Annotated in this window: 10 protein-coding genes; 4 read left to right on the top strand and 6 right to left on the bottom strand. The window is 71.4% G+C overall.

All coding sequences use genetic code 11. From position 1 onward, the window contains the following. Positions 1–16: 16 nt before the first annotated feature. Both WMF17_RS00095 and WMF17_RS00090 read left to right on the top strand, forming a co-directional pair. Positions 17–1,813 (top strand): ABC transporter ATP-binding protein, encoded by a 1,797-nt coding sequence (locus WMF17_RS00095; RefSeq protein ID WP_437647294.1) that lies wholly within the window; start codon positions 17–19, stop codon positions 1,811–1,813. Positions 1,814–1,842: 29 nt separating this feature from the next. Beyond that, positions 1,843–3,759: an ABC transporter ATP-binding protein gene (locus WMF17_RS00090; RefSeq protein WP_437599934.1), complete on the top strand. Its 1,917-nt coding sequence runs from the start codon at positions 1,843–1,845 to the stop codon at positions 3,757–3,759. Here WMF17_RS00090 and WMF17_RS00085 read toward each other — a convergent pair. The 3 genes from WMF17_RS00085 to WMF17_RS00075 form a co-directional block, all read right to left on the bottom strand. Next, entirely contained in the window at positions 3,756–4,268 is a 513-nt protein-coding gene (locus tag WMF17_RS00085) for a hypothetical protein (RefSeq protein WP_437599932.1), read from the bottom strand. The genes WMF17_RS00090 and WMF17_RS00085 overlap by 4 nt on opposite strands. 3 nt (positions 4,269–4,271) lie before the next feature. Continuing rightward, positions 4,272–5,255 carry a porphobilinogen synthase gene (gene hemB / locus WMF17_RS00080; RefSeq protein ID WP_437599931.1) on the bottom strand — a complete coding sequence of 328 codons (984 nt, stop codon included), beginning with the start codon at positions 5,253–5,255 and terminating at the stop codon, positions 4,272–4,274. A gap of 174 nt (positions 5,256–5,429) precedes the next feature. Further along, on the bottom strand, positions 5,430–5,801 hold the full coding sequence (locus WMF17_RS00075) for a DUF4339 domain-containing protein (protein ID WP_437599929.1): 372 nt from the start codon (positions 5,799–5,801) through the stop codon (positions 5,430–5,432). A gap of 143 nt (positions 5,802–5,944) precedes the next feature. Here WMF17_RS00075 and cobA point away from each other — a divergent pair, with 143 nt between their 5' ends. Next, on the top strand, positions 5,945–7,603 hold the full coding sequence (gene cobA / locus WMF17_RS00070) for a uroporphyrinogen-III C-methyltransferase (RefSeq protein ID WP_437647292.1): 1,659 nt from the start codon (positions 5,945–5,947) through the stop codon (positions 7,601–7,603). Between the two features lie 324 nt (positions 7,604–7,927). On the opposite strand, the gene WMF17_RS00065 is transcribed toward cobA, so the two are convergent. Both WMF17_RS00065 and WMF17_RS00060 read right to left on the bottom strand, forming a co-directional pair. Beyond that, positions 7,928–10,642: an ArnT family glycosyltransferase gene (locus tag WMF17_RS00065; RefSeq protein WP_437647290.1), complete on the bottom strand. Its 2,715-nt coding sequence runs from the start codon at positions 10,640–10,642 to the stop codon at positions 7,928–7,930. Positions 10,643–10,760: 118 nt separating this feature from the next. Continuing rightward, a complete protein-coding gene (locus WMF17_RS00060) occupies positions 10,761–11,594 on the bottom strand; it encodes a response regulator transcription factor (protein ID WP_437647288.1) in 834 nt (277 codons plus the stop codon). Between the two features lie 185 nt (positions 11,595–11,779). Here WMF17_RS00060 and WMF17_RS00055 point away from each other — a divergent pair, with 185 nt between their 5' ends. Beyond that, complete coding sequence (locus tag WMF17_RS00055; protein ID WP_437647286.1) at positions 11,780–12,853, top strand: RluA family pseudouridine synthase; 1,074 nt, start codon at positions 11,780–11,782, stop codon at positions 12,851–12,853. Here WMF17_RS00055 and hrcA read toward each other — a convergent pair. Continuing rightward, on the bottom strand, positions 12,846–13,889 hold the full coding sequence (gene hrcA, locus WMF17_RS00050; protein WP_437599923.1) for a heat-inducible transcriptional repressor HrcA: 1,044 nt from the start codon (positions 13,887–13,889) through the stop codon (positions 12,846–12,848). The genes WMF17_RS00055 and hrcA overlap by 8 nt on opposite strands. Positions 13,890–14,042: the final 153 nt, after the last annotated feature.

The raw sequence follows: 14,042 nt of genomic DNA, 5'->3' as shown, positions 1-14,042 counted from the left end.
CGCGGCACTCTCCTCAATGGTCAAACGCGATCCTTCAACCTACCCGGTCGGGCTCGCCGCCCAGTTCCGCCACAAACTCCCGTTCTACCTGGCCGGCGCGGCGCTGCTCGCGATGCAGCAGCTCCTCATGGCCAAGCGCGACTTCCTGGTCAAGGATGCCGTCGACGCCGCCGTGGGCCTCCAGTCGGACGAGGCCTCGCGGGCGGCGCTCATCATGCTCGCGGTGAGCGTGGGCGCCGCGGTCATGCGCGTCTTCTCGCGGGTCACCATCTTCACGGCGGGCCGCAACGTCGAGTACGAGCTCCGGGCGATCCTGCTCGCGCGCCTGCACAAGCTCGGGCCGGCCTTCTTCCGCAAGATGCCGACCGGCGAGATCATGAGCCGGGCGACGAACGACCTGACGCAGGTGCGCCTCCTCCTCGGCTTCGGCCTGCTGAACGTCGTCGGCTCGGTCTTCGCGTTCGCGAGCGCCCTGTACGTGATGCTGCACATCTCGGAGCGGCTCACGCTCGCGGCGCTCCTGACGATGCCCGCGCTGATGCTCGTCACCCGCTCGTTCTCGAGCAAGCTCTTCGTCCGCACCCGCGACAACCAGGAGGCGATCGGCGCCATGAGCGACCGCGTCCTCGCGAGCCTCGCGGGCGTCCGGGTGGTCCGCTCCTTCGCGCTCGAGGCGTCCGAGATGGCGGCGTTCACGAGCACGAACCAGGCCTACCTCGAGAAGAGCCTCACCCTCGCCAAGCTGCGCGGATCCATGGGGCCGCTCATGGGGGCCATCAGCTCGGTCGGCGTGCTCATCGTCTTCTGGTACGGCGGGCAGCTCGTGCTGGACAAGCAGATGACGAGGGGGGACTTCGTCTCCTTCTGGCTGGCGCTGCTGCGGCTCACGTGGCCGATGCTCGCCCTCGGCTTCGTCGCGGCGATCGTCCAGCGCGGTCGCGCCGGCTACGTGCGGCTCAAGGCGATCTTCGACGCCATCCCCGAGGTCGTGAGCGGCCCGACGCCGTCCCCCGAGGTCATCCGCGGCGCCCTCTCCGTCAAGGAGCTGACGTTCTCCCACGGCGCCAGGAAGGTGGTCGACGGGGTGAGCTTCGAGGTCGAAGCGGGCGGCTCGCTCGCCATCGTGGGGCGCACGGGCTCGGGCAAGAGCACCATCGCCACGCTGCTCGCCCGGCTCATGCCCACGCCGCGCGGCGCGGTGTTCCTGGACGGCATCGACATCTGCGATCTGCCCCTGGAGACCGTGCGCGCCAGCATCGGCTATGCGCAGCAGGACGCGTTCCTCTTCTCGACCACCGTGGCCCGCAACATCGGCTACTCGCTCGACGATCCGGACTCGCCCGCCTCGTCCGAGACCATCCGCGCCGCCGCGGCCGAGGCCGAGGTGCTGAACGAGATCCTCTCGCTGCCGGACGGCTTCGACACGGTGGTCGGGGAGCGGGGCGTGCAGCTGTCCGGCGGACAGCGCCAGCGCGTCGCGCTCGCGCGCGCGCTCGTGCGCGAGCCGAACATCCTCGTCCTCGACGATCCGCTCTCCGCCGTCGACGCGAAGACCGAGCAGGCGATCCTCGAGGCGATCGAGCGGCAGGCGGCGCGACGGACCGTCATCCTGATCACGCACAGGGTGGCGGCCGCGCGGCGGTGCGACGCGATCGTCGTGCTGGAGCAGGGCCAGGTCATCGAGCGCGGCACGCACGACGAGCTCGTCCGCGCGGGCGGGCTGTACGCTTCGTTCGCCGAGGAGCAGCAGCTCGAAGAGGATCTCGCGACCCTCGAGGCGTCGCCGTCCTCGCAGCCGGTGGGGCTCTCGTGACGCAACCGAGCCCCGGAGAAAGCGCGACGATGCGGTCGAAATCGAGCGGCCCCTCGGCCGCCGGAGAGGTGGGCGCGAGCCCGCGGCGGCCGGCGCAGGCGGCGGACAGGGGCCGCGGGGCGAAGAAGGCGAGCCGCACCGAGGACGTGCTGAGCCGCTTCCACGAGGAGGCGCAGCTCGGCGAGGCGTACGACGCGCGCATGCTGCTGCGGCTATGGCCGTTCGTTCGCCCGCAGAGCAAGCACCTCGCGCTCTCGCTGTCGCTGCTCATCGTCACCGCCCTGCTGGCGCTCATGCGCCCGCTCATCATGCGCGACGCGCTCGACGCCTTCGACTCGCCCGGCGGGCTCGATCGCCTCACGCGCAACGGCTTCCTGCTCACGGGCATCATGCTCGCGGAGCAGTCGCTCGCGTTCCCGCAGCTCTACCTGATGCAGCTCGCCGGCGCGCGCGCGATGGCCGACCTGCGCGTGCGCGTCTTCGGGTTCTTGCACACGAGGCGCCTCGGGTTCTTCGATCGCACGCCGGTCGGCCGGCTCGTCACGCGGGTGACGAACGACGTGGACGCGATCGGCGAGATGTTCGCGTCCGGCGCGCTCAACGCGTTCGGCGATCTGATCCGCCTCGCCGTCATCGTCGTGGTGATGGTGTCGCTCGACTGGCGCATGTCGTTGCTCGCCTTCGCGGCGGTGCCCCCCGTCGCCCTCGGCGTCAACTGGACGCGGCGCCGGATCCGCGACGCCTTCCGGGAGGTGCGGGCGAAGACGGCCAGGATGAACGCGTACCTCAACGAGCAGGTCTCCGGGATGGCCGTCGTGCAGGCCTACGCCAGGGAAGAGCGCTCGGCCGAGGAGTTCGACGAGATCAACGCGGCCTACCGCAGCGCGAACAACCGCTCCATCGTGCTCGACGCGACGCTCGACGCCGCCATCGAGATGGTCTCGAGCGTCTGCATCGCCGCGGTGCTCTGGTACGCCGGCGTGAAGAGCCTGAAGGAGGAGATCTCGTTCGGGACGCTGTTCGCCTTCGTCGCCTACATCGACATGTTCTTCGTCCCGATCCGCGATCTCTCGGCTCGGTACACGCTGCTCCAGTCCGCGATGGCCGGCGCGGAGCGCATCTTCGAGCTGCTCGACAACAAGGACGAGGACGCGACGGCGACGGCGAGCTGTAGCGGCGCGGCGAAGGCCGCGGACGAGGGCGTCGCGTTCGAGCTCGACAACGTCGTGTTCGGCTACAAGCCGGGCGCGCCCGTGCTGCGGCAGGTCTCGATGGCTGCGAGGAGCGGCGAGAAGGTCGCGCTGGTCGGCGCGACCGGCGCCGGCAAGAGCACCGTGGCGTCGCTGCTGCTCCGCCTCTACGACGTCGAGGAGGGCGCCGTGCGGGTCTTCGGCCGCGACGTGAGCGCGTACCCTCGCGACGAGCTGCGCCGCAAGTTCGCCGTCGTCCCCCAGGACGTGTTCCTGTTCCCCGGCACGGTGCTCACGAACATCGCGGCCGGCGACGCGACCCCGGATCGCGCGAAGGTGGTGAACGCGCTGAACCGCATCGGCGCGCTCGATCTCTTCGAGCGCCGCGAGGACGGCCTCGACGCCCCGGTGCTCGAGCGCGGCAGCAACTTCAGCGCTGGCGAGCGCCAGCTGATCGCCTTCGCCCGCGCCCTCTACCGCGATCCGCCGCTCCTCATCCTGGACGAGGCCACGGCCAACGTCGACAGCGACACCGAGGCGCGCCTGCAGCGCGCGCTCGAGGGCGCCATGGAGGGGCGCACGGCGCTGATCATCGCGCACCGCCTCTCGACGATCCGCGCCGTCGATCGCATCGTCGTCTTCCACAAGGGCTGCGTCGTCGAGCAGGGCACGCACGAGGATCTGCTCGCCGCAGGCGGCGTCTACAGCAAGCTGTACCGGCTCCAGTTCGCCCGGCAGGCGGTGGCGCAGGCCTAGGGTTCAGCGGGCTCCGGGTCGTCGCCGTAGCACTTGCCGGCGACGGCGCCTCCCGTCGCGCCCTCGTCAGCGCCGTCCGCGCCTCCGGCGACCACCCGCATCCAGTACTCGGAGCAGCTGTCGTTCATGACGATCAGGTGCTCGTCGTCCACGCAGGTCACCTCGGCCTGGTTGCCCGCCGCGTGCGCCAGCGTGCCGCCGCGCTTCGTGCCGTCGCTCTCGAACGACAGGTAGACCTGCCACCACCGCGGCCGCGCGCCGAGGCCGTGCTTGAGCGCGTACCGCATGCCGCCCGGAAAATAGAGGAGCTCGCCGTCCGGCGCCGACGTCTCGTAGACGCCCCCCTCGGGCGCGGCCTCGGTGAACTCGATGGGCGGGTTCGCGCTCTCGGACCGGTCGCACCGGCTCGGCGCGCACCCCGCCGCGAGCGCGGCCGACGCCCCCACCGCGCAGGCGGCGGCCCACCCCGAGCGCCGCGCAGCACCTCCGCCCGCGCCCTGGCTTCGCATGGATCAGCCGAGCCAGCGCGCGGCGTCGAGCGCGTGGTAGGTGAGGATGAAGTCGGCCCCGGCGCGCCGGATCGACGTGAGCAGCTCGAGCACCGCGCGCTTCTCTTCGATCATCCCGCGCTCCGCGGCCGCCTTGATCATCGCGTACTCGCCGCTGACGTTGTAGGCGCCGAGCGGCAGCGTCGTCGCCTCGCGCACGCGCGCGATGACGTCGAGGTACGCGAGCGCGGGCTTGACCATGAGCATGTCAGCCCCCTCCTCCTCATCGAGCGCCGCCTCGCGAAGACCCTCGCGCGCGTTCCCTGGGTCCATCTGGTAGCCCGCCCGGTCGCCGAACTTGGGCGCGCAGTCCGCCGCCTCGCGGAACGGCCCGTAGAAGCCGGACGCATACTTCACGGCGTAGGAGAGGATCGCCGTCCCCGCCAGCGACTCGGCGTCGAGCGCGCGCCGGATGGCGGCGACGCGGCCGTCCATCATGTCGCTCGGCGCGACAACGTCGGCCCCCGCCTTGGCGTGGACGAGCGCCGCCCGCGCGAGCACCTCCAGCGTCGCGTCGTTGTCGACGTCCACCGCGCCGGACGCGTCCTGCCGGAGCAGGCCGCAGTGGCCGTGATCTGTGTACTCGTCCACGCACACGTCGGTGATCACGAGGAGCTCCGGCACCGCCTCCTTCATCGCCTTCACGGCGCGCGGGACGGGGCCGTCCGCGTCGTACGCGCTCGATCCCGACGCGTCCTTGATGCGCGGGAGCCCGAACAGGATCGTCCCGCCGATGCCGAGCTCCTTGCAGAGCCGCGCCTGCGCCGCCGCGGCGCTCACGGGCAGCTGCGAGACGCCCGGCATCGTCCCGACCGGGCGAGGCGCGTCGAGCGCCTCGTTGAAGAAGAGGGGGAGGATGAAATCCCCCGGGTTGAGGGACGTCTCCCGCACCAGGGCGCGGAGGGCGGGCGAGCGGCGGAGCCGGCGCGGTCTCTTCGTGGGGAACACGGCGGCGGAGCATAGCAGCCCTTCGCCCGCGGGGACCGCTCCGGTCTCGCCGCGCGCGATCCGTGGATCGCCTGAGCGCAGGAATCGGCTAGTGTTCGCCCGAAACCGCCAGCATGAGACCGGCCATCCACTTCCCTTCTTCCGGCCGCGCCCGCCCCGCCGCGCCGAGATCGCTCAGCGCTGGGCCGCTCCGGGGCGCGCGCTCGAGCGCGCCGCCGGCCCGGAACGCGGCGGGGTCAGGGGCGTCTGCTGGGACGAGAGCGGGACCGTATCGTCGTCGTCCGCGTCCGAGACCTCGTCCGGCTGCTCTGCAGGCGTCTCCGCGGCGGCGACCGTGACCATTGCAATGTCGGACAGCGGGCACCACACGGTCCAGGTTTCATTGCGGACGAAGCTATCGAGCGGGACGATTCCGCTCTCGATGCCGCGCGCGAGCTGGTCGAGCTTGACGGGCCCGACAGATCGCTCGCCGTTGGTGACGTACCATCGGTCCGGAAAGCCGCGCTCTGAGCTCCGCAGCTCCTCGAACAGTTTCACAGATCTCATCGAATGGACTCCAGAAACCGTCGGACGTTGAATCGAACGGGGGCGATTCTATACCATTAACGCACCGAGTCAACCTGACTACAGAATCGCTATGACAATCAACGTCTGCCATGAATGAACGAGAGAACGACGGGAGTTTGACGATGGTTCCCAGGCGTGACGACCCCTCGGAGGGAGGCCACGGCGTGGCGGCCCTGCGGGCCGCGGGCGGGGGGCCGGCCGCGGCCAGGCCGGGCGTCGTGTACCTCGTCGGCGCGGGCCCGGGGGACCCGGGGCTCTTCACGCTGCGCGGCGCAGAGCTCCTCGCCACGGCCGACGTCGTGCTGCACGACGAGCTCGTCCACCCCGCGCTGCTGGACGGCGTCCGGGAGGGCGCCGAGGTGCGCTCGGTCGGCAAGCGCGGCGGCGATCGGGTGGTGAAGGACGCGAAGCAGGCGGAGATCGACGCGGAGCTCGTCGCGCTCGGGCTCGCCGGCCGCAGCGTGGTGCGCCTGAAGGGCGGCGATCCGTTCCTCTTCGGGCGCGGCTCGGAGGAGGCGGAGGCGCTCGCGCGGGCCGGGGTGCCGTTCGAGGTGGTGCCGGGCGTCTGCTCTCCGCTCGGCGCGACGGCCTACGCCGGCATCTCGCTGACGCACCGGAACATCGCCTCCAGCGTGATGATCGTCAGCGGCGTCACCCGAGCGGGCAGAGCGTTCGACTGGAGCGAGCTCGCCTCGGTCCGCGGGACCATCTGCGTCCTGATGGGCATGCAGGCGCTCGATGCGGTGGTCGCGGGGCTGATAGGGCCGGGGCGGCGCGATCCCGCGACGCCGGCGGCGGCCATCCAGTGGGGCACGCGGGCCGACCAGCGCGTCGTCTCGAGCCGCCTCGACGAGCTGCCCCGCGGCGTCAGGGAGGCGGGGCTCCAGAGCCCCGCGGTCATCGTCGTCGGCGCCGTCACCGGCCTGCGCGACGCGCTGCGCTGGTTCGACCGGAAGCCGCTGTTCGGCAAGCGGGTCCTCGTGACCCGGCCGCGTCACCAGGCGCGCTCGACGTCGCGTCTCATCCGCCTCCACGGCGGCGAGGCGGTCGAGCTCGCGACAATCGAGATCCACCCGCCCCCCCACCCCGCGCGGGTCACCGAGGCGGTCCGCGGGCTCTCCGGGTACCACGCCGTCGTCTTCACGAGCGAGAACGGGGTGGCCTGCTTCTTCGAGGAGCTGGAGCGGCTCGGCCTGGACGCGCGCGCCTTCGGCTCGGCCCGCCTCGCCGCGGTCGGGGTCGGGACGGCCGCCGCGCTCGCCGCGCGCGGCGTCCGCGCCGACATCGTCCCGAAGGAGTTCCGCGGCGAGGAGCTCGCGCAGGCCATCCTCGCCGATCCCGCGCTGGCCGAGCGCAGGGCGGCGCGCCCCCCGGTCCGCGTCCTCCTCGCGCGCGCGCTCGTCGCCCGCGAAGTGCTCCCCGAGGGCCTCCGCGCCGCCGGCTGCGAGGTTGACGTGGTGCCCGTCTACGAGACCCGCCCCGCGTCGAGCGAGCGCCGCGAGGAGCTGCTCCGGGCGCTCTCGGCGGGCAAGATCGACGTCGTGCTGCTCACGTCGAGCAGCACCGTCGATAGCCTCTGCGATCTCCTCGGCGAGGGCGCCGCAGCGCGCCTCGACCGCGTGCTCCTCGCGAGCATCGGCCCGATCACGACCGCGACCGCCGAGAAGCGGGGGCTCCGGGTCGGCGTGACCGCCGAGGTGAGCACCACAGCAGGTCTCCTGGACGCGCTGGATCGACATTTCGCTGCGTTGCAAGCTGCCCCGACAAGCGCCGACAACTGAGGCGCTTGTCGCACGATGTGCGGCGAGCTCCACGGCGCAAAAAAAGCGTCGCAGCGGACCTGGGGGGGAGGTCTCCGCCGCGACGCTCGAGCTCACAGAGAGCACGATGCGTGCCTGCACCTTCCTGGAGTGAATTCAGGTACTTAGGACGTCGGAACCGGAGCTCCCTTGCGCTCCTGCGCTCCCCTCGCGACAGAGGTGCAAGGAATTTCCCGATGCAGCAGTACCGTTGAACATCTACAAGCGCCGTCTTCAGGTCGGAGCAGGCACACAGCGTCACAGCCGGACGGCGCCGGTGAGATAAACGCCTTCAGGCGCGCCCGATCACTCGAATGTTGCTCGAACCACGAGGAACTTGTTGTTGAGCTCGATGGACGTGAGCCGCTCGAAGATGCGGGGATTGCCGAGCTCGTTCGACAGGGAGCTGATGCGCCCATGCTCGGTGGCGAAGTAGAAGGTCTTCACGCCCTTCTTCTTCTGCTCATTGATGTAGTCCTGAAACTTCTTTCCGCTCGACACGAAGACCGCCAGCTTGTTGCCAGCATAGAAGTTCTCGCCCTTCCAGTTCATCTGGTAGGCGACGAGCGGCCCTGGGATTTCCTGGCTCGAGCGCATGTAGGCGAGCAATGTCTCGCGCTGCCCCCAGTGGGGCGATGTCCGCACGAAGTACACGTCGAGCCCCCACGCCGTGAACGCGACAGCGAGCGAGACGAGCGCGTAGAGGACGAGGCGGCGCCAGCGCGCGACCATGAGCAAGAAGCACAGGCCGGCCGCGGCGGCGGTGAAGGCCCAGAGGGTCGCGGAGAAATCGAGCGACTGCGGCCAGGGGCGCTTGTAGTTGTACGTGAACAGGTGCAGCAGCCTGGCCTGGCTCGCCTGCCCCTCACGCGCCATCGCGAGATCGCGCCCGACGAAGAAGACCAGGAGCGCAGCGCCGATCGCGACGGCGCCGAGCATCGCGCGCTCGTAGCTGACCGTCGAGGGCGAGCGCGCCGGCGCGGAGGCGCTGCCCGAGCGCGGCGCGAGCCCGCCCGCGCCGCGCTCCAGCCGCAGCATGTCGTCGAGCAGGATCCCCGTGAGCATCGCGGCCGGCGGGACGGCCGGCAGGATGTAGTGGTGGAACTTCGTCAGCATCAGCGAGAAGAGCGCGAAGCCGAAGATGAACCACATCGCCAGGAACACCGAGGCGTCGCTCTGGCGGGCCTCGGCCGAGCCGGGCTCCCCCGGGGGTCCCCCCTCGCGCCGCCGGAGCCACCACACGAGCGAGGCGGGCACGAGCCCCGTCCACGGGAACATCGCGTAGCCGAGCTGCCACACGTAGTAGCGGAAGCTCACGTCGTCGCCCTCGTTCGTGTCGTGCACGTGGGTGAAGGCGCGCTTGAACATGTCGTGGAACAGGAGCCTGTCGGTGAACGGCTGGCCGTGCCGCGCGTACATCGCGACGAACCAGGGCAGCGCGACGCACGCGAGCACGAGCAGCCCGACAGGGATCTCCATCTTGAGCAGGTCGCGGTACCGGCGCGAGACGACGACGTAACCGAGCGCGCAGAGCACCGGGAGCCCGAAGCCGGCCGGCCCCTTGGCCATCGTGGAGAGGGCGGCGAAGAACCACGCCGCGAGGAAGAGGAGCCGCTGCACGCGCCGCTCGCCCCAGCTGGCGTACAGGACGATCGCGAGCGTCTGCGCCCAGATGATCGCCTGGAGCACCGGCTGCAGGCCGGGGAGCACGGGCAGCACCGACCGGCAGGCCTCGTTGCCGGGCAGCCCGCAGTTGCCCGGCGAGCCGGAGCTGAAGACGTCGCCGTGGAGGCGCAGGCCGAAGGGCGCCGCGTGGATCTCGACGTGACGCGAGAGCAGGTAGAGGATCTGCGGCAGCGCGCAGGCGACGATCGCCCCGAGCACGAGGTGGTAGACCGAGAGGCCCACCTTGAGCACGCCGAGCTCGACCTCGTAGACGCGCGCCTCCTCCGCCTCGTCGGTGTGGATGCCGAGCAGGAGGAGCGCCATGGCCGCGGCCATCGTCGCGACGAAGGGCATGTCGGTCATGGTCTGGTGGGAGACCATGAACCACTGCGGCATCGTGGTGAGGACGACCCCCGCGAGCAGCCCCGCGCGGCGGCCGAAGATCCGCGCGATGGCCTTGTAGAGGAGGTAAACGGCGACGAGCGTGAGCGCGAAGATGGGCAGCCGGACCGCCCATTCGGGCCACGGTGTTCGCCCCTCGGCGACCGCCGAGAGCATCTCTCCCGATCGGTAGCGGACGCCGAAGGCCGCCATCGCGAGCGCCTGCATCCAGAAGTCGAGCACCGGCTTCGACCAGAACCAGCCGTCCTGCGCCCACCAGAGGGAGATCCAGTCGTTCCTGGCCAGGATCTCGCGCGCGACCTCGCCGTAGTGCGTCTCCCACGGGTCGGTGAGCGAGTGGCTCCCGAGCATGGGCAGGTAGAGCAGCGTGACGAGGGCGACGAGCCAGAAGCCATGCCGCCGGATCAGGGGGCGCGGGGCGCCCGCCTCGTCGACGCGGCAGGGGCCGAGGCGCTCGCCGAGCCGGAACACGCCGACCACAGCCGTGAGGAACGCGGCAGGGACGGCGACGGCGGACGCCGCCAGCGAGAGCAGCGTGGGCGCGCCGTCCCGCGAGAGGGAGCTCGGCGAGAGGTAGCCCGCCACGCTGAGCGTGATGAGAACGAAGAACGCGACGAGCCCGCCCCCGAGCAGCGCGAGCGGACCGAGGAGGTCGCGGATCCCGACGCGCGCGGCGACGCGCTCGGGCGGGTCGTCGAACGTGCCGAGCAAGTCGAGCAGGCCGAGCGCCGCGACGGCGATCCCGAGCGCGCCGAGCGGGACCCCCCAGCGAAGCTGAGGCGCGAGCGCCATCACGATGAACGCGAGGAGGGCGCCCACGGCGGACACAGCCGCGCCGCGCCAGCGGAGCGGGTTGCCCTGTGGCACGAGGCGCACCTCGTCGGCTTCGAGCGCGTCCGTCTCGTCGCCGGCATCCGCGGGCGCACCGCTGCTCTTGTCGTGCGTGTCGTTCATGGCTGCGCCGAACGCGGAACGAGGCGCGGCCCTGACGTAGCAACTCCACGTCGCCGGGCAAAGCAGCGGTCGCGCATGCTCCCGCGCAGCGCGGCCGCGCGGCGGCCGCGGCGCGCGGCTACTTCGTCAGGCGCGCGATCTCTTCCTTGATGATCGTCTCGGCGAGGACGGGCACGACCTCCCAGACGACGCGCTCCACGACGTCGCGGGAAAGCGCCATCACGGCCTCCACCTGCTCGGGCGTGAGCCCGAGGCCCTCGAGCTTGCTCGCCATCTGGCCGTTGACCTGGACCGCGGCGGTGGCCGCCACCGCCGCGGGCCCGGACGCCGTCTTCGGCACGCCGGACACCGGCGTCGGCGAGAACGCCATCGTCGTCGTGACCGGCACGCTCCCCGCACCGCCCGGCGCCGTCTTGACCGAGGCCTGGGCCGGCGCGGCGCTGGTGGCGGGCGCGTTCGGCGTGTAGATGAGGGTCTTCGCGCGCTGGAGCGGGCTCGTGGCCGCGGCGGCGGGCTGCGCCGCGGCGGGCGTGCGCGCGGGCGCAGGCGTCGCCGCCGCAGGAGCCGCGGCGGCGGGCTTCGCCTCGCCGCGCGACGCCAGCAGCTTCTTGACCTTGTCGATCATCTGCTGGGTGTCGAACGGCTTGTCCATGTGGTCGTCGGCTTGCGCGCTCGAGCCCTTCGCGGGATCGAACGGGTTCTGCTTGGACGACAGGATCAGGACGGGCGTCGCCGGTGAGGCCTGCTTGATCGCCTTGCACAGCTCGTAGCCATTCTTCGGCTCGAGCGTGATGTCGGCGATCACCAGGTCGGGTTTATCGCTCTTGAGCTTCTGCAGCGCAGCGTCGGCGCTGCTCGCCGTCACGACGCGGAAATCCTGACCCGCAAAGGTGATTTCGAGCACTTTGCGCATGGTCACGCTGTCGTCTACGGCGAGAAGGGTGCTGGCCACGAACGGGTCTCCTCTCAGATGGCGAGAAAGCGATGACGGCTCCGATATCTTCGGCCCCGGTCGCGCGATGTGTCAACATTCGCGGTGTCTTTCGCCTCGCGAGCCCCGCGGATGTGCGTTTTCCGCGCCGGTAGAGCCCGGCCCCACGCCGGTGGGCGGAGCCGAGGCGCCCCCAACGAGCTCTCATGCGCCCGCTCCGACCCGCCGCTCCCGCTCCGCCGCCCCAGATCCAGGACGCCGAACCGCTCGGCGCCGACTCGACCGCCCCGGTCCGGCCCCCACAGGATGGCCGCTGGACGGTGCCGGCAGAGCTGGATCGGAGGCCTCTCGACGGGGCCGTCCGGGTGCTGGCCTCGGTCTCGTGGTCCGACGCGCGCCGGCTGATCGAGACCGGCAAGGTGCTGGTCGGGAACGCGGTGGCGACGAGCACCCGGCGGCGGGTGCTCCGCGGGGAGCCGATCGAGGTCCGCCTGCACGCGCCGCGGCCCGAGACGGTGCGGCGGCGCAAGCTCGAGAGCGAGCTCGTTGTCTACGCGGACGCGAGCGTCGTGGTGGTGAACAAGCCCGCCGGGGTGAGCACCATCCCTTACGGCGACGAGGACCCCGCGGAGCAGGCCTCGACGCTCGACGCGCTCGTGCGGGAGGTGCTGGCCCGGCGCGACCGTCTGCGCGGACGGGCCCCGCTCGGCGTGGTGCAGCGCCTCGACAAGGGGACGAGCGGGGTGCTCGTCTTCGCGCGGACGCTCGCCGCGAAGAAGCACCTCGCGCAGCAGCTCCGCGTCCGCTCGATGCACCGGCAGTACCTGGCGCTCGCGCACGGCGCCGTCCCGCGCGGCACCCACCGCAGCTACCTCATCGAGGATCGGGGCGACGGGCTGCGCGGCTCGGCGAGGGGGGGACGGCGCGAGGGGCAGCTCGCGGTGACACACGTGGAGCCGATCGAGACGCTCCCGGGGCCGCAGGACGGGACCGGCGCCGCGGGCGTGACGCTGGTCGCCTGCCGCCTCGAGACGGGGCGCACGCACCAGATCCGCATCCACCTCGCCGAGGCCGGGCACCCGCTCGTCGGCGAGACGGTCTACGTGCGGGACTACCGCGGGCCGAGGATCCCCGCCCCGCGGCTGATGCTCCACGCGGCCGAGCTCGGCTTCGATCACCCTGCAGACGACCGGCCGATGCGGTTCCAGGCGCCGCCGCCCCCCGACTTCGACGAGGTGCTCGAGCGGCTCCGCGAGGCGCGCCGGAAGGGCGCTACTTGACCTTGCCGCGCGCCTCGCTCATGGCCGCGGCGGTGGCGTCGACGAGCGGCATCACCTTCGCGTAGTCCATCCGCGTCGGGCCGAGCACGCCCACGGTCCCTGCGACGCGCCCGTTCTCCATGTACGGCGCGGCGACGAGGCTGAGCTGTCCGCCGCCGAGATCGCCCGCCTCGCTGCCCACGAAGACGGTGACCTCGCCCGCGCCGGCGGCGAGGGTGCGGTCGAGCAGATCGACGAGCTCCTCGCGCTCCTCGAGCGCCCTCATCAGCTTCCTGAGCCGGTCGACGTCGGCGTACTCGGGCAGATCGATCAGGCGGTTCTGCCCCTCGATGACGACCTGGCTCCGCCGCGTCACGTCGGCCGTCGCCTTGCTGCCGAGCTCGAAGGCGCGGCGCCTCAGCGCGTCGATCTGGAGGCGCTCATCGGCGAGGCGGCGGGCGAAGAGGTCCCGGATCTCGCCCAGCGTGCGCCCCTCGATGACGTCGGCGAGCAGGTTGTGGATCCGGTTGAGCTCCCCTTCGTTGATCGACTCGCCGATCGAGAGGAAGCGGTTCTCGACCGAGCCGTCGGCGAAGACGAGCACGGCGAGCAGCTGCCCGGGCTTCGTCGGGATGAAGCGCAGCTGGGAGAGGGCGCGGATCTCCGCCCGCGGCGCAGCGACGACCGCCGCGGCGCCGGACAGCTCCGAGAGGTAACGCCCCGTCTCGCGGAGCGGATCGCTCGCCACCGTGTAGATCTCGGTGAACCTGGCGCTGAGCTCGGCCTGCTGCTCGGGGGAGAGCGACCGGAGCTCGACGAGCGCGTCGATGAACAACCGGAGCGCGCGGTCGGTCGGGATCCTCCCAGCAGAGGTGTGCGGCTGGTGGAGGTAGCCGGCCTCCTCGAGGTCCGCGAGCACGTTGCGGATCGAGGCAGCCGAGAGATCGAGCCCGTACTTCCGCGCAAGCGTCCTGCTGCCTACGGGGTCGCCTGTCGCGATGAACTCGGTGACCGCTGCGAAAAGGATCTTTCGAGCGCGATTGGAAAAATCTCCCATGTCAACTGCAGGCGGCGCATGCGTGCGCTGCTGTGGCTACCTGGCCCAGGGACCGCCCGGACCGGGAAGCCGTGCGGGCCGGGCCTTCGCTCCCATACATCAAGAGGCGCGAGCGGGCGCCGGGCCCACGGATGCGCATGCGAGCTATTTTGA

Origin of the sequence: Sorangium sp. So ce362 (genome assembly GCF_051519845.1) — a bacterium.
Classification (GTDB): domain Bacteria; phylum Myxococcota_A; class Polyangia; order Polyangiales; family Polyangiaceae; genus Sorangium.
This window is presented reverse-complemented; position numbering and strand designations above follow the sequence as displayed.